The sequence below is a fragment of the Micromonospora sediminicola genome (assembly GCF_900089585.1).
In the GTDB taxonomy this organism is placed as follows: Bacteria; Actinomycetota; Actinomycetes; order Mycobacteriales; family Micromonosporaceae; genus Micromonospora; species Micromonospora sediminicola.
Genome location: NZ_FLRH01000003.1, coordinates 4,145,561 through 4,169,615, shown reverse-complemented (window position 1 = coordinate 4,169,615; position 24,055 = coordinate 4,145,561). Strand labels below are relative to the sequence as shown.

Below are 24,055 nucleotides of genomic sequence, written 5' to 3'. Positions count from 1 at the left end.
CCGACGCCGGGCACCCCGCCGGCGAGGTGAATGAGGGGTCCGTAGGGGTTGGGGTCGCAGCTCAGCGCTCAGTAGCGTCCATGCACGGTGACGGGCCGGGTGCCGGTGTACCCCCGTCGCCGTCGGCCGTCCCCGGTCACCGGTGTGCCGTACCGGCGGCCATCTCGGTGTTCGACGGAATCGATCGGCAGCAAGTTCGGGCGGGTGGATCATGGCGGACGAAGAGAAGCTCCTCGAACATCTCAAGTGGGTGACCACCGAGCTCCGCCAGGCGCACCGGCGCCTGCGCGAGCTGGAGGAACCGGAGCCGATCGCGGTGGTCGGCATGGCCTGCAGGTTCCCCGGCGGAGTCGCGTCCCCGGAGCAGCTCTGGGACCTGGTCGTCGCCGGCACCGACGCGACCGGCCCGTTCCCCACCGATCGCGGCTGGGACCTGGCCGGGCTGTACGACCCGGACCCGGACCACCCCGGCACCTCGTACAGCGACCGGGGCGGGTTCCTCGCCGACGCCGGTGACTTCGACCCCACACTGTTCGGCATCAGCCCGCGCGAGGCGCTGGCCATGGACCCGCAGCAGCGGCTGCTGCTGGAGACCACCTGGGAGGTGTTCGAGCGCGCCGGCGTCGACGTCGACACGCTGCGCGGCAGCCGTACCGGCGTGTTCGTGGGCACCGCCGGCCAGGACTACGCGTCGGTGCTGCGCCGCCTGCCCGAGGGCGCCGAGGGGTACGTGCTGACCGGCACCGCCGCCAGCGTCATCTCCGGCCGGCTGGCCTACACATTCGGCCTGGAGGGGCCGGCCGTCACGATCGACACCGCCTGCTCGTCGTCGCTGGTCGCCCTGCACCTGGCCACGCAGGCGCTGCGCGACGGCGAGTGCACCCTGGCCGTCGCCGGCGGCGCCAGCGTGATGGCCACCCCGGGCGGCTTCGTCGAGTTCTCCCGGCAACGCGGGCTGGCCGCCGACGGACGCTGCAAGGCGTTCTCCGCCGCCGCCGACGGCACCGGCTGGGCCGAGGGCGTCGGCCTGGTCCTGGTCGAACGGCTCAGCGACGCCCGGCGGCTCGGCCACCCGGTCCTGGCCGTGATCCGGGGCAGCGCGGTCAACTCCGACGGCGCCAGCAGCGGCCTGACCGCGCCCAACGGCCCGGCCCAGCAGCGGGTCATCCGCCAGGCGCTGGCCAACGCCGGCCTCACCCCGGCCGACGTGGACGTGGTCGAGGCGCACGGCACCGGCACCACGCTCGGCGACCCGATCGAGGCGCAGGCGCTGCTCGCCACGTACGGGCGGGACCGGCCCGCCGGACGGCCGCTGCGGCTCGGCTCCCTCAAGTCCAACCTCGGCCACACCCAGGCCGCCGCCGGCGTCGCCGGTGTGATCAAGATGGTGCTCGCGCTGCGGCACGGCCTGCTCCCGGCCACCCTGCACGCCGACGAGCCGACCCCGCACGTCGACTGGTCGACCGGCGAGGTCGCCCTGCTCACCGACGCGCAGCCGTGGCCGGCCGAGCCCGACCGGGTCCGCCGGGCCGCCGTCTCCTCCTTCGGCATGAGCGGCACCAACGCCCACCTGCTCGTCGAGGAGGCCCCGCCGGCCGAGCCCGCCCCCGAGCCGGCGACCACCGCGGACCGGCCGGTCGTGCCGGTCCTGCTCTCCGCCGCCCACCCGGCCGCGCTCGCCGCCCAGGCCGAGCGCTGGGCCGCCTGGCTGGACGCCGGGCCCGCGCCCCGACCCCGGGACGTCGGGTACGCGTCGGTCACCACCCGGGCCACCCTGGACCGGCGGGCCGTGCTCGCCGTCACCGGCACCGACGGGCTGCGCGCCGCGCTGCGCGCGCTCGCCGCGGGCGAGCCGTCCGGCGCGCTGGTCACCGGCGAGGCGACCGACCGGGGCCCGCTCGCGGTCCTGTTCTCCGGGCAGGGCGCGCAGCGCGCCGGGATGGGCCGGGAGCTGTACGCGACGTTCCCGGTGTTCGCCGCCGCGTTGGACGAGGTGTGCGGGCACCTGGACCGGGCGCTGCCCCGGCCGCTGAAGGAGGTGCTGTTCGCCGCCGCGGGCACCGACGACGCCGCGCTGCTGGACCGCACCGCGTTCACCCAGGCCGGGTTGTTCGCGGTCGAGGTGGCGCTGTTCCGGCTGGTCGAGTCGTTCGGCGTCACCCCGGACCTGCTGGCCGGCCACTCGATCGGCGAGGTCACCGCCGCGCACCTGGCCGGCGTGCTGTCGCTGGAACACGCCTGTCTGCTGGTGGCCGCGCGCGGCGCGCTCATGCAGGCGTTGCCCGACGGCGGCGGCATGCTCGCGGTCGCGGCCACCGAGGCGGACGTGCGCGCCGACCTGGACGACCACACCGACCGGGTGGGCGTCGCGGCGGTCAACGGCCCGTCGTCGGTGGTGGTCTCCGGCGCCACCGAGGCGCTGGACGACCTGGCCCGGCGGTGGACCGACCGGGGTGTACGGGTGCGGCGGCTGACCGTGTCGCACGCGTTCCACAGCCCGCTGATGGAACCGATGCTGGACCGCTTCCGCGCGGTGCTGGCGAAGCTGACCTTCCACGCCCCGACGCTGCCGGTGGTGTCCAACCTGACCGGCGCCCTGGCCGAGGGCGACGACCTGCGCACGCCCGACTACTGGGTACGGCACGTCCGCGAGGCCGTCCGCTACGCCGACGGCGTGACCGCGCTGCGCGCGGCCGGCGCGGACACGTTCCTGGAGATCGGCCCGCGCAGCGTGCTGACCGCGCTGACCGCCGAGGCGCTGGCCGACGACGACGCCGGGCTCACCGTGGCCGCCCAGCGGCACGACCGGCCCGAGGTCGAGGCGCTGCTGGCCGCGCTCGCCGAACTGCACACGCACGGCGTCGACGTCGACTGGACACCCTGGTTCGACGGCACCGGCGCCTGCCCCGTCGACCTGCCCACCTACGCGTTCCAGCGGCAGCGGTTCTGGCCGGACGCGCCGGCCTGGCAGGCCGGCGACGTGTCCGGCGCGGGACTCGGCGTCGCCGGGCACCCGCTGCTCGGCGCGGCCGTCCGGCTCGCCGGCGACGACGAGGTGGTGCTCACCGGCCGGCTCTCCGTCGCCACCCACCCGTGGCTGGCCGACCACGTGGTCGGCGACGCCGTGGTGGTGCCCGGCACCGCGCTGCTGGAACTGGTCGTGCGGGCCGGCGACGAGGTCGAGGCCGCCCGGATCCGGGACCTCACCGTCGCCACCCCGCTCACCCTCACCGCCACCGACGCGGTACGGGTGCAGGTGCGCGTCGGCGCCGCCGACGACACCGGCGCCCGGCCGGTGACCGTGCACGCCCAGCCCGAGGACGACCCGGACGCCGAGTGGGTGCGGCACGCCGACGGTGTGCTGGAACCCGCCGCCGCCGACGGGCCGACCCTCGGCGAGTGGCCGCCGGCCGGGGCGTCCGAGGTGGACGTGACCGGCTGGTACGACGCGTTCGCCGCGCACGGCCTGGCGTACGGGCCGGCGTTCCGGGGGCTCCGCCGGGTCTGGTCCGGCCCGGACGCCGCGTACGCCGAGGTGGCGCTCCCCGACGGCGTCGACGCGATCGGCTTCGGGGCGCACCCGGCGCTGCTCGACGCGGCCCTGCACCCGATCGGCCTGCTCGACGCCGGCACCGGGGACGGCCCCCGGGTGCCGTTCGCGTTCGAGGGCGTGCAGCTGCATGCGGCCGGCGCGACGGTGCTGCGGGTGCGGCTGACCCGCGCCGGCTCGTCGGTGCGGTTGGTCGCCGTCGACGCGGCCGGCGCGCCGGTGGTGTCGGTGGACGCGCTGGCCCTGCGGGAGCTGACCGGGACCGCCGCGGCGGGTGCGGCCGACCGGTCCCTGTACGCGCTGGCCTGGCCGGTCGAGGAGGTCACCGCGCCGGTCACGCCGCCGACCTGGGCGGTGCTGACCCCGCCCGGCTCCGACCCGCTCGACGCCGCGCCCCGGCCCGACCATCCGGACATGGCGGCGCTGGTGGCCGCCGTGGCCGCCGGCGCCCCGACACCCGACGCCGTGCTGCTGCCGCTCGCTCCTGCCCCGGCTCCGACCGGCGCGGCTTCGAGCGGCGCGGCTCTGACCGGACCGGCTCCGACCGGCGCGGCTCCCACCGGCCCGGGGGACGCCGCCGGCGACCCGAGCGGTCCGGCAGGTGTCGACGGTCCGGCCGGACCGGGGGGCTCCGGGCTGCCGGAGCGGGTCCGGGCGGTGACGGCGGCGGTGCTGGTCACCGTGCAGGAGTGGCTGGCCGCCGACGCGCTCGCCGACACGCGGCTGGTGGTGCTCACCCGGGGCGCGGTCGCCGCCGGGGACGAGGACCGGGTCACCGACCTCGCCGGCGCGGCGGTGTGGGGACTGCTGCGCTCGGCGCAGTCGGAGCACCCGGGCCGGATCGTGCTGGCCGACCTCGACGGCGAGGTCGACGCCGAGGCGTTGTCCGCGCTGGCCGGGGTGGTCGCCGACCCCGCGCCGACCGGCGGTCAGGTGGCGTTGCGCGGCGGCGCGGTGCGCGTACCCCGGTTGGGTCGGCCGGCCGACGACGAGCTGCGGCCGCCGGACGGCCTCTGGCACCTCGCGCCGGTCGCCCCCGGCACGATCGACGGCGTCGCGCCGGTGCCCGCCGCCCCCGCCGCGCCGGGGCCCGGACAGGTCCGCGTCGCCGTGCGGGCCACCGGCGTGAACTTCCGCGACGTGCTGGTCGCGCTCGGCATGTATCCGGACCCGGACGCCCGGATGGGCAGCGAGGGCGCGGGTGTGGTCCTCGACGTCGGGCCGGACGTGACCGACCTGGCGCCGGGCGACCGGGTGCTGGGCATGTTCGAACCGGGCTTCGGCCCGCAGGTGCTCGCCGCGCGCGAGCGGGTGGCCCGGATCCCGGCCGGCTGGTCGTTCACCGAGGCCGCCTCCGTCCCGCTGGTGTTCCTGACGGCGTGGTACGCGTTGCGGGACCTGGCCGACCTGCGGGCCGGTGAGTCGGTGCTCATCCACTCCGGTGCCGGTGGGGTCGGCATGGCGGCGATCCAGATCGCCCACCATCTGGGTGCGACGGTGTATGCGACGGCGAGTCCGGGGAAGTGGGACACGCTGCGCCGGCTGGGGGTCGCGGAGGACCGGATCGGGTCGTCGCGGACCACCGAGTTCGAGGCCGCGTTCCTGGCCGCGTCCGACGGCGCGGGTGTGGATGTGGTGTTGGACGCCCTGGCCGGGGAGTTCGTGGACGCGTCGTTGCGGTTGCTGCCGCGCGGCGGCCGGTTCGTGGAGATGGGCAAGACCGACCTGCGGGACCCCGAGGTGGTGGCGGCCGAGCATTCAGGTGTCGCGTACCGGTCGTTCGACCTGAACGAGGCCGGCGGGGAGCGGATCGGGCAGATGCTGGCGGAACTGCTCGACCTGTTCGAGCGGGACGCGCTGTCGCCGTTGCCGGTGCGGGCGTGGGACGTGCGGCAGGCGCGGACCGCGTTGCGGCACATCAGTCAGGCCCGGCACGTGGGCAAGGTGGTGCTGACCGTTCCGGCCGCCGTCGCCCCGGAACGGGTCACGCTGGTCACCGGCGCCTCCGGCGCGCTGGCCGGCGTAGTCGCCCGGCACCTCGTCGCCACCGGACAGTCCCGCAACCTGCTCCTGGCAGCCCGCCGTGGTCCGGCCGACGACCCGGCCTACGCGAGCCTGGTGGACGAGCTGACGGCCGCGGGTGCGTCGGTGCGGTCCGTCACTGTGGACGTGGGGGACCGGGCGGCGGTGGCCGACCTGCTGGACGGCGTCGACCTGACCGCCGTCTACCACTGCGCCGGGCTCGTCGCCGACGCCACCGTCGCGGGACTCGACGACGACGCGCTCGAGCGGGTGATGCGGCCCAAGGTGGACGCCGCCTGGGCGCTGCACCGGGCCACCGCCGACCGGGACCTGACCGCGTTCGTGCTGTTCTCCTCGATCGCGGCCACGCTCGGCTCACCCGGGCAGGGCAACTACGCCGCCGCCAACGCGTTCCTCGACGCCCTCGCCACCCACCGCCGCGCCCACGGACTGCCCGCCACCAGCATCGGCTGGGGCATGTGGGCCACCACCAGCGCGATGACCGCCCACCTCGACCGGGACGACGCGCGGCGACTGCGCCGCCTCGGCATGACCCCGCTCACCGCCACCGAGGGCGCCGCCCTGCTCGACGCCGCCGCCCGCCGCGCGCTGCCCGCCGTCGCGGCGGCCCGGCTGCGGCTCACCGGCGACGCCGGCCGCTACCCGGCGATTCTGCGCGGCCTGGCCCGCGCCGGCGCCCGCCGGACGGCACAGGACACGGCGGCCGGCGAGGCGGGCTGGGCCGAACGGCTGGCCGCGCTCGCCCCGGACGAGGCCCGCGAGCGCCTGGTCGACCTGGTGCGCGCGCAGGCCGCCGCGGCGCTGGGCCACCCGAGCGCCCACGCCGTGCCGGAAACCCGCGCGTTCAAGGAACTGGGCTTCGACTCGCTGACCTCGGTCGAGCTGCGCAACCGGCTCGCCGCGGCCACCGGGCTGCGGCTGCCCGCCACACTCGTCTTCGACCACCCCACCCCGGCCCGCGTCGCCGACCACCTCCACGCCCGGCTCGCCGCCGCCGCACCCGCCGCGTCGACCGCCCGCGCGGCGGGCCCGGCCGGCACCGACGAACCCCTCGCCGTCATCGGCATGGCCTGCCGCTACCCGGGCGGCATCGCCACCCCGGACCAGCTGTGGGACCTCGTCGCCGCCGGCGCGGACGCCATCGGCGGCTTCCCGACCGACCGGGGCTGGGACCTCGACGCGCTCTACGACCCGGACGCCGAGCGGGCCGGCACCTCCACCACCCGCCACGGCGGGTTCCTCGCCGACGCCGGCGACTTCGACCCGGCCTTCTTCGGCATCAGCCCCCGCGAGGCCCTCGCCATGGACCCGCAGCAGCGGCTGCTGCTGGAAACGTCCTGGGAGGCGTTCGAGTCCGCCGGCCTCGACCCGACCACCCGCGCCGGCACCGCCACCGGCGTCTTCGTCGGCGCCGCCTCCTCCGGATACGCCGCCACCGGCGCCGACGGCCTCGAAGGCCACCTGCTCACCGGCACCGCCGGCAGCGTCGCCTCCGGCCGGGTCGCCTACGCGTTCGGCCTGGAAGGTCCGGCCGTCACCGTCGACACCGCCTGCTCCTCGTCGCTGGTCGCGTTGCACCTGGCCGCGCAGGCGCTGCGCTCCGGGGAGTGCGACATGGCGCTCGCCGGTGGCGTCGCGCTGATGGCCACCCCCGGCATGTTCTCCGAGTTTTCCCGCCAGGGCGGGCTGGCCCCGGACGGGCGGTGCAAGGCGTTCGGCGCCGCCGCCGACGGCACCGGCTGGGGTGAGGGCGCCGGTCTGCTGCTGGTGCAGCGGCTCTCCGACGCGCGGCGGGAGGGCCGCCGGATCCTCGCCGTGGTGCGCGGCACCGCCGTCAACTCCGACGGCGCGTCCAACGGGCTCACCGCGCCGAACGGACCGTCCCAGCAGCGGGTCATCCGGCAGGCCCTGGCCAACGCGCGGCTGTCGCCGTCCGAGGTGGACGTGGTCGAGGCGCACGGCACCGGCACCACCCTCGGTGACCCGATCGAGGCGCAGGCGCTGCTCGCCACGTACGGCCAGGACCGGGACACCCCCCTGCTGCTCGGCTCGGTCAAGTCGAACATCGGCCACACCCAGGCCGCCGCCGGCGTCGCCGGCCTGATCAAGATGGTTCTCGCCATGCGGCACGGGATCGTCCCCGCGACGCTGCACGCCGACGAGCCGTCCCCGCACGTCGACTGGACCGCCGGCGCCGTCACCCTCGTCACCGCGCCCACCCCCTGGCCCGCGCTCGACCGGCCCCGCCGCGCCGCCGTCTCCTCGTTCGGCATCTCCGGCACCAACGCCCACGCCGTCATCGAGGCCGCCCCCACCGCGGCACCGGCCGACCCCGCGCCCGCCACCGGCCCCGGCCTGGTCGGCGCCGACGCGGTGCCGCTGCTCGTCTCCGCCCGCACCGCCCGCGCCCTGCCGGCCCAGGCCGCGCGCCTGCACGAGCACCTCGCCGCGCACCCCGACCTCGACCTGGCCGACCTCGGCTGGTCGCTCGCCACCGGCCGCGCGCACCACCCCTACCGGCAGGTCACCGTCGTCGCCGACCGCGCCGCCGCGCTCGCCGCGCTCACCGCCGCCACGCCGCCGGCCCAGCCCGCCGACGGTACGCCGAAGGTCGTCCTCGTCTTCCCCGGCCAGGGCTCCCAGTGGCCCGGCATGGCGCTCGACCTGCTCGACCGCTCCCCGGTCTTCCGGGACCGGATGCGCGAGTGCGCCGCCGAACTGGCCGACCTCGTCGACTGGACGCCCGAGGACGTGCTGCGCGGCGCCCCCGGCGCCCCACCGCTGGACCGGGTCGACGTGGTCCAACCGCTGCTGTTCACCGTGATGGTCTCCCTCGCCGAGGTGTGGCGCTCCTGCGGCGTACGCCCCGACGCCGTGATCGGCCACTCCCAGGGCGAGATCGCCGCCGCCTGCGTGGCCGGCGCGCTCACCCTGCCCGACGCGCTGCGGCTCGTGGTCGCCCGCAGCCGGGGCCTGCTCGCCCTCACCGGCCGGGGCGGGATGGTCTCCGTGCCGCTCTCCGCCGCCGACACCGCCGACCTCATCGCCCCCTGGGGCGACCGCCTCGGCGTCGCCGCGCTCAACGGCGCCGCCGTCACCGTCGTCTCCGGCGACGCGGACGCCGTCGACGACCTGCTCGCCGCCTGCGCCGACCGGGAACTGCGGGCCCGGCGCATCGCTGTCGACTACGCCTCCCACTGCGCCCACGTCGACGCGGTCCGCGACGACATCACCGCCGCGATCGGCACGCTCCACCCCCGTCCGAGCCGGATCGCGTTCCACTCCACCGTCACCGGCGAACCGATCGACACCGCCGACCTCGACGCCGACTACTGGTTCCGCAACCTGCGCGAACCGGTCCGCCTCGCGCCGGTCGTGGACGCGCTGATCGACACCGGTCACCGGGTGTTCGTCGAGGTCAGCCCGCACCCGGTGCTCAAGGTCGTGGTGCAGGACGCGCTCGACCGGGCGCCCGCCGGCCCGCCCGGCGTGGTCGTCGGATCGTTGCGCCGCGACGAACACGGCCCCCGCCAGCTGCTCACCGCCCTCGGCGCCCTGCACACCGCCGGCGTACCGGTCAACTGGGCGGCCGTGTTCGCCGGCTCCGACGCCACCCGGGTCGACCTGCCCCCGTACGCCTTCCAGCGGGAACGCTTCTGGCCCGAGCCCGGCACGGCGGCCGGTGGTGACGTCACCGGCGCCGGCCTCGGCGCCGCCGGGCACCCGCTGCTCGGCGCGGCGGTGCGACTGGCCGACGCCGACGAGGTGGTCCTGACCGGCCGGCTCGCGCTGTCCGCCCAGCCGTGGCTGGCCGACCACACCGTCGCCGGCGCCGTGCTGCTGCCCGGCACCGCGCTGGTCGAGCTGGTGGTCCGGGCCGGCGACGAGGTCGGCGCCCCCCGGGTGCGCGAACTGACGCTGGTCACCCCCCTCACGCTGCCGGACACCGGCGGACTGCGGGTGCAGGTGCGCGTCGGCGCCCCGGACGACGCCGGCGCCCGCCCGGTGACCGTCCACGCCCAACCCGCCGACGACACCGACGACGGGTGGACCCGGCACGCCGAAGGGCTGCTGGAGCCGGCCACCGCCGACGAGCCCACGCCGGGTTCCTGGCCGCCCGCCGGCACGACCGAGGTGGACCTCACCGGCTGGTACGACACGCTCGCCGGGCACGGCCTGGCCTACGGGCCCGCGTTCCGGGGCCTGCGCCGGGCCTGGACCGACGACGACACCGTCTACGCCGAGGTGGCCCTGCCGGACGGGCCGGCCGAGCGGGCCGGCCGGTTCGAGGTGCACCCGGCGCTGCTCGACGCCGCGCTGCACCCGATCGGCCTGCTCCCCGGCGGTGACGCCACCTCCGGGCCGCGCGTGCCGTTCACGTTCGAGGGCGTGCAGGTGCACGCCGCCGGCGCGGCCGTGCTGCGGGTGCGGCTGCGCCGTACCGGCTCCGCGGTGCGGCTCGTCGCGGCCGACGAGACCGGCGCGCCGGTGGTCTCGGTGGACTCCCTGGTGCTCATGGAACTGGGTGACGCCACGGGGCGTCCGACCGCCGCCGACCGGTCCGTCCTGGAGGTCGCCTGGTCGGTCCGGGACCTCCCGCGCACCGGCGGACCCCGGTCCTGGGCGACGCTCGCCGCATTCGGCGCCCCCGTGACGGGCACCGACGCCGGCACGGCGGTCGCCGCCGGCACGGCGCGGCCGGAGGCCGGAACGGCGGTGACCGTTGGTGCGGCACGCACGGACGTCGGCAGCTCGGGCTCCGCGTCGGGCGTCCCGGCCCTCGGGGATCACACTGCCGCGTACCCCGACGTGGCCGCGCTGGCGGCGGCCGTCGAGGCCGGCGCGCCGACCCCCGACGCGGTGCTGCTCCCGGTTCCGGCCGGGAACGACGCCGACCTGCCGACGCGGGTCCGGTCGGTCACGTCGACGGTGCTGGCCACCGTGCGGGACTGGCTGGCCGCCGACACCCTCGCGGACTCACGCCTGGTGGTGGCGACCCGGGGCGCGGTGGCGGCCCGCGACGAGGAGGACGTCACCGACCTGGCCGGCGCCGCCGTGTGGGGGCTGCTGCGTTCGGCGCAGTCCGAGCACCCGGACCGGATCGTGCTGGTCGACCTCGACCGGGACGCCGCCCCCGACACGCTCGCGCCGCTCGCCGCGGCCGGCGGGCAACTCGCGCTGCGCGACGGCGACGTCCTGGCACCCCGCGTCGTCCGCCCGTCCGGGGACCGGCTCGTCCCGCCGGCCGGCGCCTGGCATGTGGCCGCCGTCGACCCCGGCACCATCGACGGCGTCGATGTGCGCGCCACCGCTACGCCCGCGCTGGCCGCGGGTGAGGTGCGGGTGGCGGTGCGGGCGGCGGGGGTGAACTTCCGGGACGTGTTGATCGCGTTGGGGATGTATCCGGATCCGGCTGCGGTGATGGGTAGTGAGGGCGCGGGTGTGGTCCTGGAGGTCGGGCCGGGTGTGTCGGGTCTGGTGCCGGGTGATCGGGTGTTCGGGTTGTTCGAGCCGGGTTTCGGTCCGCAGGTGGTGGCGCGGCGGGATCGGGTGGCGCGGATGCCGGAGGGCTGGTCCTGGGTTGAGGCGGCGTCGGTGCCGGTGGTGTTCCTGACCGCCTGGTACGCGTTGCGGGACCTGGCGGGTCTGCGGGCCGGTGAGTCGGTGCTGATCCATTCGGGTGCCGGTGGGGTGGGGATGGCGGCGATCCAGATCGCCCGTCATCTGGGTGCGACGGTGTATGCGACGGCGAGCCCTGGCAAGTGGGACACGCTGCGTGGGCTCGGCGTCGAGCAGGAGCGGATCGCGTCGTCGCGGACCACCGGGTTCGAGGCAGTGTTCCTGGCCGCGTCCGAGGGCGCGGGTGTGGATGTGGTGTTGGACGCGCTCGCGGGGGAGTTCGTGGACGCGTCGTTGCGGTTGCTGCCGCGCGGCGGCCGGTTCGTGGAGATGGGCAAGACCGACGTCCGCGACCCCGACCTCGTCGCGGCCCAGCACCCCGGCGTCACCTACCGGTCGTTCGAACTCAACTCCGCCGGCGGCGAGCGCCTCGGGCAGATGCTCACCGAACTCCTGGAACTGTTCGAGCGGGGAGCGCTGCGACCGCTGCCCACCCGCACCTGGGACGTCCGGCGGGCGCGCACCGCGCTGCGGCACATCAGCCAGGCCCGCCACGTCGGCAAGGTCGTGCTCACCGTCCCCGCCACCGCCGACCCGGACCGCGTCACACTGGTCACCGGCGCCAGCGGCACCCTCGCCGGCCTGGTCGCCCGGCACCTGGTCACCACCGGACAGTCCCGCAACCTGCTCCTGGCCGCCCGCCGCGCCCCCGCCGACGACCCGGCCTACACCGCGCTGGTCGACGAGCTGACCACGGCCGGGGCGACCGTACGGGCCGTCGCGGTGGACCTCGGCGACCCGGTACGCGTCGCCGACCTGGTCGCCGGGGCGGACCTCACCGCCGTCTACCACTGCGCCGGCGCCATCGCCGACGCCACCATCACCGGACTCGACGACGCCGCGCTCGAGCGGGTGATGCGGCCCAAGGTGGACGCCGCCTGGGCGCTGCACCAGGCCACCGCCGACCGGGACCTGACCGCGTTCGTGCTGTTCTCCTCGATCGCGGCCACGCTCGGCTCACCCGGACAGGGCAACTACGCCGCCGCCAACGCGTTCCTCGACGCCCTCGCCACCCACCGCCGCGCCCACGGACTGCCGGCGGCCAGCCTCGCCTGGGGACTCTGGGCCACCACCAGCGCGATGACCGCGCACCTCGACGACGGCGAGCACCGCCGCGCCATCCGCGCCGGCAGCGCCCCGCTCACCGACACCGAAGGGCTGGCCCTGCTCGACGCGGCCGGCCGCCACGGCGGCGCACACGTCGTCCTGATGAAGGTGCCGACCAGCCCTGACCCGGCCCGCGTGCCCGCGCTGCTGCGCGACCTGATCCGCCCCGCCCGGCGGCGGGCCGCCACGCGTACCGGAGAGGACCTGTCCCTGGCCGACCGGCTCGCGGCGCTCAGCCCGGCCGCCCGGCGCGGCCACCTCCTCGACCTGGTCACCGCCGCCGCGGCCGCGGTGCTCGGACACCGCGGCGCCGACGGCGTCGACCCGCAGCGCCCGTTCCGGGAACTCGGCTTCGACTCGCTCACCTCGGTCGAACTGCGCAACCGGCTCGCCGCCGCCACCGGGCTGCGGCTGCCCGCCACCGTCGCGTTCGACCACCCCACCCCCGTCGTACTCGCCGACCACCTCGACCGGGAGATCGGCGGGTCGGCCGCGCCGGCCGCCACCCCCGTGTCCGGCGTGACCACCACCGTCGACGAGCCGATCGCCGTCGTCGGCATGGCCTGCCGCTTCCCCGGCGACGTCCGCACCCCCGAGGACCTGTGGGACCTGGTCACCGCAGGCGCCGACGTCATCGCGCCGTTCCCCACCGACCGCGGCTGGGACCTCAGCGTCCTCGGCGACGACGCCGACCGGCCGGCGCCCCGGCACGGCGGTTTCCTCTACGACGCCGCCGACTTCGACGCCGCCTTCTTCGGCATCAACCCGCGCGAGGCGCTCGCCATGGACCCGCAGCAGCGGCTGCTGCTGGAAACCTCGTGGGAGGCGCTGGAACGCGCCGGCGTCGACCCGCTCACCGTCCGGGGCAGCGCCACCGGCGTCTACGTCGGACTGATCTACCACGACTACGCCGGCACCGCTGTCGGCGCCGGCGACGACCTGGACGGGTACGTCGGCAACGGCAGCGCCGGCAGCGTCGCCTCCGGCCGCATCTCCTACCTGCTCGGCCTGGAGGGCCCGGCCGTCACCGTCGACACCGCCTGCTCCTCGTCGCTGGTCGCGCTGCACCTCGCCGCCCAGGCGCTGCGCCAGCAGGAGTGCGGGCTCGCGCTGGCCGGCGGAGTCACCGTCATGTCCACCCCCGGCATGCTCGCCGAGTTCTCCCGCCAACGCGGCCTGTCCCCGGACGGGCGGTGCAAGGCGTTCGGCGCCGGCGCCGACGGCACCGGCTTCGCCGAGGGCGTCGGCATGCTGCTGCTGCAACGCCTCTCCGACGCGCAACGCGACGGCCGCCGGATCCTCGCCGTGCTGCGCGGCAGCGCCGTCAACCAGGACGGCGCGAGCAGCGGCCTCACCGCCCCCAACGGGCCGTCCCAGCAGCGGGTCATCCGCCAGGCCCTGGCGAACGCCCGCCTCGACCCCTGCGACGTGGACGTGGTGGAGGCGCACGGCACCGGCACCGCCCTCGGCGACCCGATCGAGGCGCAGGCGCTGCTGGCCACGTACGGGCAGGACCGCGACACGCCGCTGCTCCTGGGCTCGGTCAAGTCGAACATCGGGCACACCCAGGCCGCCGCCGGCGTCGCCGGCGTGATCAAAATGGTCCTGGCCATGCGGCACGGCCTGGTCCCGCCGACGCTGCACGCCGACGAGCCGTCCCCGCACGTCGACTGGACCGCCGGCGCGATCACCCTGGCGCACCGGGCGCAGCCCTGGCCCGCCGTGGACCGGCCCCGCCGCGCCGCCGTGTCGTCGTTCGGCATCTCCGGCACCAACGTGCACGCCGTCCTGGAACAGGCGCCCGAGCCCGCCCCCGCCCTGGCCGCGCCCACCCCCGGCGACCTCGGCGTTCCGTGCGTGCTCTCCGCCCGCACCCCGGACGCGCTGCGCGCCCAGGCCGGCCGGCTCGCCGCCTGGGTCGAGGCGAACCCGGCCGTCCCGCTGGCCGACCTCGGCCACGCCCTCGCCACCGCACGGTCCGCGTTCGAGCACCGGGCCGTGCTGCTGCCCCGCGACCGGACGGGCCTGCTCGCCGGCCTGACCGCCGTCGCCGCCGACGAGCCGTCCTCCGCCGTGGTGCGCGGCGCCACCCGCACCGGCCGGCTCGCCGTCCTCTTCTCCGGCCAGGGCGCGCAGCGCCCCGGCATGGGTCGCGAGGCGTACGGGGCGTTCCCCGTCTTCGCCGCCGCGCTGGACGAGGTCTGCGACCACCTCGACCCGCTGCTGCCCCGGCCGCTGCGGCCGGTGCTCTTCGCGCCCGAGGGCGCGCCGGAAGCCGCGCTGCTGGACCGTACCGAGTTCACCCAGCCCGCGCTCTTCGCCGTCGAGGTGGCGCTGTACCGCCTGGTCGAGTCGTTCGGCGTCACCCCCGACCTGGTGGGCGGCCACTCGATCGGCGAGATCACCGCCGCGCACGTCGCCGGGGTGCTCTCCCTGCCCGACGCCGCCGCCCTGGTCGCCGCGCGGGGCCGGCTCATGCAGGCGCTGCCCGGCGGCGGCGGGATGCTCGCCGTCGCCGCGCCCGAGTCCGAGGTCGCCGCTGCCGTCGCGGGCCGCGCGGACGTCGGGATCGCCGCGGTCAACGGCCCGGCGTCGGTGGTGGTCTCCGGGGCCGGTGACGCCCTGGCGGAGGTGGAGCGGGCCTGGCGGGAACGCGGTGTCCGGGTCCGTCGGCTGACCGTCAGCCACGCGTTCCACAGCCCGCTGATGGCGCCGATGCTGGACGACTTCCGGGCCGTCGTCGACGGCCTGACCCTCGACGCGCCGCGCCTGCCGGTGCTGTCGAACCTGACCGGCCGGATCGCCGAACCGGACGAGCTGCGCGACCCCGACCACTGGGTGCGGCACGTCCGCGAGGCGGTCCGTTTCGCCGACGGCGTCAGCCACCTGCGGGAGCGCCACGTCGGCACCTACCTGGAGATCGGGCCGGACCCGGTGCTCTCCGGGATGGTCCGGGACTGCCTCGGCGACGACCCGGCTCCGGTGGTCGTGCCGACCCTGCGCGCCGGACGCACCGAGGCGTCCGCGCTGCTCACCGCCCTCGCCGAGGCGTACGCCGCGGGCACGCCGGTGGACTGGACCGCGCTGACCGGCGGCGGCGTGCCGCTCGACCTGCCCACCTACCCGTTCCAGCGCCGCCGCTACTGGCCCGACGCCGCCACCTGGCGCACCGGCGACCTGTCCGGCGCCGGGCTGGCCGCGCCCGGGCACCCGCTGCTCGGCGCGGCGGTGCGGCTGGCCGGCGCGGACGAACTGGTGCTGACCGGCCGCCTCGCGCTGGCCGCGCAGCCCTGGCTGGCCGACCACGTCGTCGGCGGCTCCGTCCTGGTGCCGGGCACCGCGCTGGTCGAGCTGGTGGTGCGCGCCGGCGACGAGGCCGGCGCCCCCCGGGTACGCGACCTGACCGTCACCGCGCCGCTCGCCCTGCCCGCCACCGGCGGCGTCCGGGTGCAGGTGCGCGTCGGCGCGGCCGACGAGGCCGGCAACCGGGACGCCGCCGTGTATGCCCAACCGGACGACGACACCGACGCGCAGTGGGTGCGCCACGCCGAGGCGGTGCTGGAACCGGCCGCCGCCGAGGAGCCGGGCCTGACCGCCTGGCCGCCGGCCGGCGTCACCGAGACCGACCTGACCGGGTTCTACGACGTGCTGGTCGGCCACGGCCTGACGTACGGGCCGACGTTCCGGGGCCTGCGCCGGGTGTGGACCGGCCCGGACCAGGTGTACGCCGAGGTGGCGCTCACCGACGCGGCGGTGGACGGGTTCGCCGTGCACCCGGCGCTGCTGGACGCCGCGCTGCACCCGATCGGGTTGCTGCTTCCCGCCGACGGCGGCGGCCCGCGCGTGCCGTTCGCGTTCGAGGGCGTCCAGGTGCACGCCGCCGGCGCCCGGCTGCTGCGGGTCCGGTTGACCCGTACCGGCTCCGGCGTCCGGCTGGTCGCGGCGGACGAGACGGGCGCACCGGTGGTGTCGGTCGACGCGCTGGTCCTGCGTGAACTGGCCGGCGCCCCCGCACCGGACGCGGCCGCGCGCTCCCGGTTCGTGGTGACCTGGCCGACCGAGGAGATCGACCCGGCCGACCGCGAGGTGACGTGGACGGTGCTGACCGCCGCGCTGCCGGGCGACGCCGCGCCCGCACCGGACGGCCGGACCCGCCGCGCGGCGGGTCGGGGCGCGGGACGCGGGAAGGCCCGCCCGGGCGCGCCGGCGTCGCTGCCGGGTGGATGGTTCGACACGGCCGTGCCCGCGCGGTTCCCGGACGTGGCCGGGCTGGTGGCGGCCGTCGCCGACGGCGCGCCGGCCCCCGACGCGGTGCTGCTGCCCGTCGGACCCCTCGGCTGGGCCGACGACGACGCGACCCACGCGGCCGACCTGTCGGGCCCGGCCGCAGCCGGCTTGTCGGGCCCGGCCGGCGACGATCGGCGCGGCTCGGGCCGTGGCGACCTGCCCGGGCGGGTGCGGGCGGTGACGACGGCGGTGCTGGCGACCGTGCAGGCGTGGCTGGCCGCCGACGAACTGCGCGACTCCCGGCTCGTGGTGGTGACCCGGGACGCGGTCACGACCGGCGACGACGACCGCGCCGCCGACCCGGCCGGCGCGGCCGTCTGGGGACTGCTGCGCTCCGCCCAGTCCGAGCACCCGGACCGGATCGTGCTCACCGACGTCGACTCCGCCCTCGACCGACGCGCGCTCGGCGTGCTGGCGACCGTCGCCGACATGCCGTCCACCGTGGGCGGTCAGCTCGCGCTGCGCGGCGACCGGGTGTGCGTACCCCGGTTGGCGCGTCCGGCCGGCAGCGAGCTGGCGCCGCCAACGGCCGGCGCCTGGCACGTCGCGGCCGCGCACCCCGGCACGCTCGACGGCGTCGAGATCGTGCCGGCCGTCCCGGCGGCGCTCGCCGCGGGTGAGGTGCGGGTGGCGGTGCGGGCGGCGGGGGTGAACTTCCGGGACGTGTTGATCGCGTTGGGGATGTATCCGGATCCGGCTGCGGTGATGGGTAGTGAGGGCGCGGGTGTGGTCCTGGAGGTCGGGCCGGGTGTGTCGGGTCTGGTGCCGGGTGATCGGGTGTTCGGGTTGTTCGAGCCGGGTTTCGGTCCGCAGGTGGTGGCGCGGCGGGATCGGGTGGCGCGGATGCCGGTGGGCTGGTCGTTCGTCGAGGCGGCGTCGGTGCCAGTGGTGTTTCTGACGGCGTGGTATGCGTTGCGGGATCTGGCCGGGCTGCGGGCCGGTGAGTCGGTGTTGATCCATTCGGGTGCCGGTGGGGTCGGCATGGCCGCGATCCAGATCGCCCACCACCTGGGCGCGACCGTCTATGCGACGGCGAGCCCCGGCAAGTGGGACACCCTGCGTGGGCTCGGCGTCGAGCAGACCCGGATCGCGTCGTCGCGGACGACCGAGTTCGAGGCCGTGTTCCTGGCCGCGTCGCAGGGCGCGGGTGTGGATGTGGTGTTGGACGCCCTGGCGGGGGAGTTCGTGGACGCGTCGTTGCGATTGTTGCCGCGCGGCGGCCGGTTCGTGGAGATGGGCAAGACGGACCTGCGGGACCCCGAGGTGGTGGCGGCCGAGCATTCAGGTGTCGCGTACCGGTCGTTCGACCTGAACGAGGCCGGTGGTGGGCGGATCGGGCAGATGCTGGCGGAGCTGCTCGACCTGTTCGAGCGGGACGAGTTGTCGCCGTTGCCGGTGCGGGCGTGGGACGTGCGGCAGGCGCGGACCGCGTTGCGGTATGTCAGTCAGGCCCGGCATGTGGGCAAGGTGGTGCTGACTGTTCCGGCCGCCGTCGACCCGGAGCGGGTCACGCTGGTCACCGGCGCCTCCGGCGCGCTGGCCGGCGTCGTCGCCCGGCACCTGGTGGCCACCGGACAGTCCCGCAACCTGCTCCTGGCCGCCCGCCGCGCCCTCGCCGACGACCCGGCCTACGCCGCGCTGGTCGACGACCTGACGGCGGCCGGCGCGACCGTGCGGGCCACCGCCGTCGACGTGTCGGACACCGCGCAGGTCACCCGGCTGCTGGACGGCGTCGACCTGACCGCCGTCCACCACTGCGCCGGAGTGCTCGACGACGCCACGGTCGCGTCGCTGGACGCCGAGTCCGTGGCGCGGGTGATGCGGCCCAAGGTCGACGCCGCCTGGGCGCTTCACCAGGCCACCGCCGACCGGGACCTGACCGCGTTCGTGTTGTTCTCCTCGATCGCGGCCACGCTCGGCTCACCCGGACAGGGCAACTACGCCGCCGCCAACGCGTTCCTCGACGCCCTCGCCACCCACCGCCGCGCCCACGGACTGCCCGCCACCAGCATCGCCTGGGGCATGTGGGCCACCGACGGCGGCATGGCCGGGCGGCTCGACGCCGACGACCGCACGCGACTCGGCCGGATCGGCATGACCGGGCTGACCGCCACCGAAGGCACCGCGCTGCTCGACGCCGTCGCCGCCGCCGCACCGCCGACCGGGATCGCCGCGCGGCTCCGGATCACCGGCGACCCCGCGCAGCTCCCCCCGATGCTGCGGCTGCTGGCCCCCACCGGCGGACGCCGACAGGTCCGCACCGGCGACGGGACCGCCACCAGCTGGGCCGAACGGCTCGCCGGGCTCACCCCGGACGAGGCCCGGGAGCGCCTGGTCGACCTGGTGCGCGCGCAGGCCGCCGCGGTGCTGGGCCACCCGTCGGCGCAGGCGGTGCCCGCCGTCCGCGCCTTCAAGGAACTGGGCTTCGACTCGCTGACCTCGGTCGAGCTGCGCAACCGGCTCGCCGCCGCCACCGGGCTGCGGCTGCCCGCCACGCTCGTCTTCGACTACCCGACCCCGGAACGCCTCGCCGACCACCTGCACGAGCACCTCGGCCACAACCCGGCCGGCGACACCACCACCGCCACCCGCGCCGCCGTCACCGACGACGACGACCCCATCGCCATCATCGGCATGGCCTGCCGGCTGCCCGGCGGGGTCACCAACCCCGACCAGCTGTGGCAGCTCGTGTCCAGCGGCGGCGACGGGATCGCCGAGTTCCCCGCCGACCGGGGCTGGGACCTCGACGCGCTCTACGACCCGGACGCCGACCGCGCCGGCACCTCCAGCACCCGCCACGGCGGATTCCTGCCCGGCGCCGCCGACTTCGACCCGGCCTTCTTCGGCATCAGCCCCCGCGAGGCGCTCGCCATGGACCCGCAGCAACGGCTGCTGCTGGAAACCTCGTGGGAGGCGTTCGAGTCCGCCGGCCTCGACCCGCACGACCGCACCACGACCACCGGCGTCTTCGCCGGCCTCATCCACCACGACTACGCCGGCCGGCTCGACGCCTCCGCCGAACTGGAGGGCTACCTGGTCAACGGCACCGCCGGCAGCGTCGCCTCCGGCCGCGTCGCGTACGTGTTCGGGCTGGAAGGCCCGGCCGTCACCGTCGACACCGCCTGCTCCTCGTCGCTGGTCGCGCTGCACCTGGCCGGCCAGGCGCTGCGGGCGGGGGAGTGCGACCTCGCCCTCGCCGGCGGCGTCACCGTGATGGCCACGCCCAGCGCGTTCGTCGGGTTCTCCCGGCAACGCGGACTCGCCCCCGACGGGCGGTGCAAGTCCTTCGCCGCCGGCGCCGACGGCACCAGCTGGGGCGAGGGCGTCGGCATGCTGCTGGTCGAGCGCCTCAGCGACGCCCGCCGCCGCGGTCACCGCGTCCTCGCCGTGGTACGCGGCACCGCCGTCAACCAGGACGGCGCGTCGAACGGCCTCACCGCCCCCAACGGACCGTCCCAGCAACGGGTCATCCGCCAGGCCCTGGCCAACGCGCGGCTGTCGCCGTCCGAGGTGGACGTGGTCGAGGCGCACGGCACCGGCACCACCCTCGGTGACCCGATCGAGGCGCAGGCGGTCCTCGCGACCTACGGGCAGGACCGGGACACCCCCCTGCTCCTGGGCTCGGTCAAGTCGAACATCGGGCACACCCAGGCCGCCGCCGGCGTCGCCGGCGTCATCAAGATGGTTCTCGCCATGCGGCACGGCATCGTGCCACCGACGCTGCACGTGGACGAACCGTCCCCGCACATCGACTGGACCACCGGGGCGGTCACCCTGGCCACCGCCCCGACGCCCTGGCCCGACCAGGACCGGCCGCGCCGGGCCGCGGTGTCCTCGTTCGGCATCTCCGGCACCAACGCCCACGTCGTCCTGGAACAGCCCGCCGGCACCGACCACCCGGTCGCGACCGGCGACGCCGCCGACGGCCGTCCCGGCGGGCCGGCGGTGCTGCCGGTGCTGCTGTCGGCGCGTACCGACGCCGGGCTCGCCGCGCAGGCCCACCGGTGGGCGACCTGGCTCGCCGCCGACGGGACACCCCGCCCCGCCGACGTCGGCTGGTCCGCGCTCACCACCCGCCCGCCGCTGGACCACCGGGCCGTCCTGGCCGCCGGCGACCGCGACGAGTTGCTCACCGCGCTGCGCGCGCTGGCCGCCGGCACCACCACCGGCGCGGCGATCACCGGCACCGCGCAACCGCGCGGTCACCTGGCGCTGCTGTTCTCCGGTCAGGGCGCGCAGCGCGCCGGGATGGGCCGCGAGCTGTACGCGGCGTTCCCGGTGTTCGCCGCCGCGCTGGACGAGGTCGCCGATCACCTGGACGGGAAGCTGTCCCGGCCGCTGCGCGACGTGCTGTTCGCGGAGCCGGGCTCGGCCGAGGCGACGCTGCTGGACCGGACCGAGTTCACCCAGGCCGGTCTGTTCGCGGTCGAGGTGGCGCTGTTCCGTCTGGTCGAGTCGTTCGGGGTGACGCCGGACTTCGTGGGTGGTCATTCGATCGGTGAGGTCACGGCCGCGTTCGTGGCGGGGGTGTTGTCGCTGTCGGACGCGTGTGCGTTGGTGGCGGCTCGGGGCCGCCTGATGCAGGCGTTGCCGGCCGGCGGCGGGATGCTGGCGGTCGCCGCGTCGGAGGCCGAGGTGGCCGCGTCGATCGCCGGTCGTCCCGAAGCGGGGATCGCGGCGGTCAACGGGCCGACGTCGGTGGTGGTCTCGGGTCCGGTCGAGGCGCTCGATGAGGTGGAATGCGCGTGGCAGGACAGGGGCGTACGCACCCGTCGCCTGACGGTGTCGCACGCGTTCCACAGCCCGCTGGTGGAGCCGATGCTGGCCGAGTTCCGCGGTGTGCTGGACGGGTTGGCGTTCGCCGCGCCGCTGCTGCCGGTGGTGTCCAACGTGACCGGTGCGATCGCGGAGCCGGGGGAGCTGACCGATCCCGACTACTGGGTGCGGCACGTCCGCGAGGCGGTCCGGTACGCCGACGGGATCACCGCGCTGCGCGACGCCGGGGTGGACACGTTCCTGGAGATCGGGCCGCAGAGCGTACTGACCGCGCTGACCGTCGAGATCCTGCCCGAGGGCGACGGGCGAGCGGTCGCCGTGCAACGCCGGGACCGGGACGAGACCGGCGCGCTGCTGGCCGGGCTGGCCGACCTGCACGTGCACGGCGTCGCCGTGGACTGGACGCCGTGGTTCGCCGGCACCGACGCCACCCGCGTCGACCTGCCCACCTACGCCTTCCAGCACGAACGGTTCTGGCCCGACAACCCCACCCGCGCCGACGCCTCCGACGCCGAGTTCTGGGCCGCCGTGGAGAGCGGCGACCTGACCGCGCTCGCCGGCCACCTCGGCGACGACGACCTGGACACGCTCACCCCCGCCCTGCCCGCGCTCACCACCTGGCGCCGGTCCCGCACCCGCCGCGCCGGGGTCGACCGCTGGTCGTACCAGGTCGAGTGGCGCCGGATCGACCTCGACGGACCGTCGGCGGCCGACGGCGCCTGGCTGCTGGTCACCCCGGACGGTGAGCCCGCCGCCGCGCACGTCGGCGCCGCGCTGGCCGGCGCGGAGCTGCGGCGCGTCACCGTCGACCCGGCCACCACCACCCGCGCCGACCTGGCCGCCGCACTCGGCAAGGCCCTCGCCGACGGGCCGGTCGCCGGCGTGGTCTCCCTGCTCGGCCTGCGCGACGAGCCACACCCGGAGCACCCGGCGCTGCCCGCCGGCACCGCCGCGACGCTGCTGCTGGTCCAGGCGCTGCACGACACCGGCGAGACGCCCCCGCTGTGGTGCCTCACCCGGGGCGCCGTCGCCACCGGCGGCGACGACCCGGTCCGCAGCGCCGGCCAGGGCGCCCTGTGGGGCCTGGCCCGCGTCGCCGGACTGGAACTGCCCCGGCTGCGGGTCACCCTGCTCGACCTGCCCGACGGCGACACCGACCCGACCCGCCTCGCCGCCGCCCTCACCGCCGCCGGCGACGAGGACCAGCTCGCCCTGCGCCCCGCCGGCCTGCACGCGCGCCGGCTCACGCGGGCCGCCCCCGCCGCGCGCGACGCCGCCGAGCGGTGGCAGCCCTCCGGCACGGTGCTCGTCACCGGCGGCACCGGCGCGCTCGGCGCCCACGTCGCCCGCTGGGCCGCCGGCCACGGCGCCGCGCACCTGGTGCTCACCGGCCGCCGGGGCGAGGCGGCGCCCGGCGCGGCCGCGCTGCGCGACGAGCTGACCGCCCTCGGCGTCCGCGTCACCGTCGCCGCCTGCGACGTGGCCGACCGGGACGGCGTCGCCGCACTGCTCGCCCGCGTCGACGCCGACCCGGCGCCACTGACCGCCGTGGTGCACGCCGCCGGCCTCAACGACGTCGCCCCGCTGCTCGACACCGACCTGGACCGGCTGGCCGCCGTGTCGGCCGGCAAGACCGCCGGCGCGGCGCACCTGGACGAGCTGCTCGGCGACCGTCCGCTCGACGCGTTCGTGCTGTTCGCCTCCATCGCCGGCGTCTGGGGCAGCGGCGGACAGGCCGGCTACGCCGCCGGCAACGCCTACCTCGACGCGCTGGCCGAGCGGCGGCACGCGCGCGGCCTCGCCGCCACCTCGGTGGCCTGGGGCCCGTGGGCCGACGGCGGCATGGCCACCGACGACGCCCAGCGGGAACTGGCCCGGCGCGGCCTGCGGGTGATGGCCCCCGCCGACGCGGTGCACGCCATGCGCGTCGCCGTCGGCCGGGGCGGGCCCGCGCTGACCGTTGCCGACGTGGACTGGGCGACGTTCGCCCCGGCGTACGCGTCGACCCGGCCCCGGCCGTTCCTGGCCGACCTGCCCGAGGCCCGGCAGGCGGTGCGGGACGCCGCCGAGGCGCCCGCCGACGGTGGCGCGGCGCTGCGCGAAGGGCTGCGCGACCTGACCGGCGAGGACCAGGACCGCCGGCTCACCGACCTGGTCCGTGCCGAGGCCGCCGCCGTCCTCGGCCACGGCGGCCCGGAACGGGTCAAGCCCCACCGGGCCTTCAAGGACCTCGGCTTCGACTCGCTGACGGCGGTCGAGCTGCGCAACCGGCTCAACCGGGCCACCGGCCTGTCCCTGCCCACCACGCTCGTCTTCGACCACCCCGACCCGGCCGCGCTCGCCGGCCACCTGCGTGCCACCCTGCTGCCCGACACGCCCGCCGGGCCGGCGGCCGACCCGGCCGAGACCGCGGTACGGCAGGCGCTGGCCACCATCCCGCTCGCCCGCATCCGCGAGGCCGGACTGCTGGACCTGCTGCTCGGTCTCACCGCCGACGACGGTCCCGCCGCCGAACCGGACCGGGCGGAGGTCGACCTCGACGAGATGGACACCGACACCCTGATCCGGCTGGCCCTCGACGGCACCGAGTCCTGACGCCCACGTACGGAGTAG

At 76.9% G+C, this 24,055-nt stretch carries 1 protein-coding gene; it reads left to right on the top strand.

The features are described 5' to 3' along the window. Positions 1-211: 211 nt before the first annotated feature. Positions 212-24,037 carry a type I polyketide synthase gene (locus GA0070622_RS33225; protein ID WP_091574877.1) on the top strand — a complete coding sequence of 7,942 codons (23,826 nt, stop codon included), beginning with the start codon at positions 212-214 and terminating at the stop codon, positions 24,035-24,037. Positions 24,038-24,055 lie beyond the last annotated feature (18 nt).